2 protein-coding genes are annotated in these 1,614 nt (G+C 73.9%); both read left to right on the top strand.

Translation table 11 applies throughout. From position 1 onward, the window contains the following. Nucleotides 1–906: amidohydrolase family protein (locus JGS39_RS39325; protein WP_219574557.1), on the top strand; the 906-nt coding region annotated here is incomplete at its 5' end. A gap of 25 nt (nt 907–931) precedes the next feature. Next, on the top strand, nt 932–1,614 hold a 683-nt coding region (locus tag JGS39_RS39320), incomplete at its 3' end, for a VIT1/CCC1 transporter family protein (RefSeq protein WP_219574556.1).

The following is a 1,614-nucleotide window of genomic DNA, read 5'->3' as shown; positions in this document are numbered from 1 at the left end:
GCCCACAACCGCTGGCTCGCCGACTTCTGCGCCGCCGCGCCGGGCCGGCGGGCGGGCGTCGCCCAGATCCTGCTCAACGATCCGGCCGAGGCGGTGCGCGAGGTCCGGCGCACCAAGGAGGCCGGCCTCACCGGTGGCATCCTGCTGCCCGGCGCCCCACCGGGCTCCGGCATCCCGGAGCTGTACTCCTCGGTGTACGACCCGCTCTGGGCGGTCTGCGCGGAGCTGGACGTGCCCGTCAACCACCACGGCGGCTCCGCGTCCCCGCCGCTCGGCGACGAACCGGCGGCCCGCGCGGTCTTCATGGTCGAGACGACGTGGTTCTCGCACCGGGCGCTGTGGCACCTGATCTTCGGCGGTGCCTTCCGCCGCCACCCCGGCCTGAAGCTCGTCCTCACCGAACAGGGCTCCGGCTGGATCCCGGGCATCGTCGAGATGCTCGACTACTACCACGGCCGGCTGGTCGCGGCGGCGACCCGGGCGGCCACCGCCGAGTCCAAGTTCGGTGCGGGGCTGTCGGCCTCGATGGGCGCGCGCCCCAGCGAGGTCTGGCGCGACAACTGCTTCGTCGGCGCCAGCTTCATGCGCCCGCACGAGGTGCCGCTGCGCGACCGGATCGGCCTCGACAAGATCATGTGGGGCAGCGACTACCCGCACGACGAGGGCACCGCCCCGTACTCACGGGAGGGCCTGCGGATCGCGTACGCGGGGCTGCCGCCCGCGGAGATCGCCGCCATGACCGGCGGCAACGCGGCCCGCGTCTACGGATTCGACCTGCCGGCGCTGGACCGCGTCGCCGCCACCGTGGGACCGACGGTCGAGGAGATCGCCGAACCCCTGAAGGAGGTCCCGAAGGACGCCACCAGCCCCGCCTTCGCACCGGGTGGGTCGGTACGCGTCTGGTGACGCCGCGAAGTGAGACCATCCCCGGGTGACGGATACCCAGGCGCACCACGAACCGCACGGAAACGGACTCGGCGCGCGGCTGAACTGGCTGCGCGCCGCGGTCCTCGGCGCCAACGACGGTGTGGTCTCCACCGCGGGCCTCGTCGTCGGCGTCGCGGGCGCCACCGGTGACCGGGGCACCCTGCTGACGGCGGGGCTCGCCGGGCTGCTGGCCGGGTCCATGTCGATGGCGGCCGGCGAGTACGTGTCCGTCTCCACCCAGCGCGATTCGGAGAAGGCCGCGCTGGCCACGGAGAAGCAGGAGCTCCAGGAGGCCCCCGAGGCTGAACTCGCCGAGCTCACCGGTCTGTTGGAGGGCAAAGGGCTCAGCCGTGAGGTGGCCCGCGAGGCCGCCGTCCAGCTCACCGAACGCGACGCGCTGCGCGCCCACGCCGAGGTCGAGCTGGGCATCGACCCGGACGACCTGACGAACCCCTGGCACGCGGCAGGCGCCAGCTTCCTCGCGTTCACGGTGGGCGCGCTGCTGCCCCTGCTGGCGATCGTGCTCCCTCCCCCGTCGGTGCGCCTGCCGGTGACCGTGCTGTCGGTCCTCGCCGCCCTGGCCCTGACCGGCTGGTGGAGCGCCCGGCTGGGCGACGCGAAGGCGGGCCCGGCGGTGCTGCGGAACATGGGCGGGGGAGCGGTGGCGATGGCCGTGACGTATGTGGC

It is taken from the genome of Streptomyces poriferorum, from assembly GCF_019399235.1.
Lineage (GTDB): Bacteria > Actinomycetota > Actinomycetes > Streptomycetales > Streptomycetaceae > Streptomyces > Streptomyces poriferorum.
This window is presented reverse-complemented; position numbering and strand designations above follow the sequence as displayed.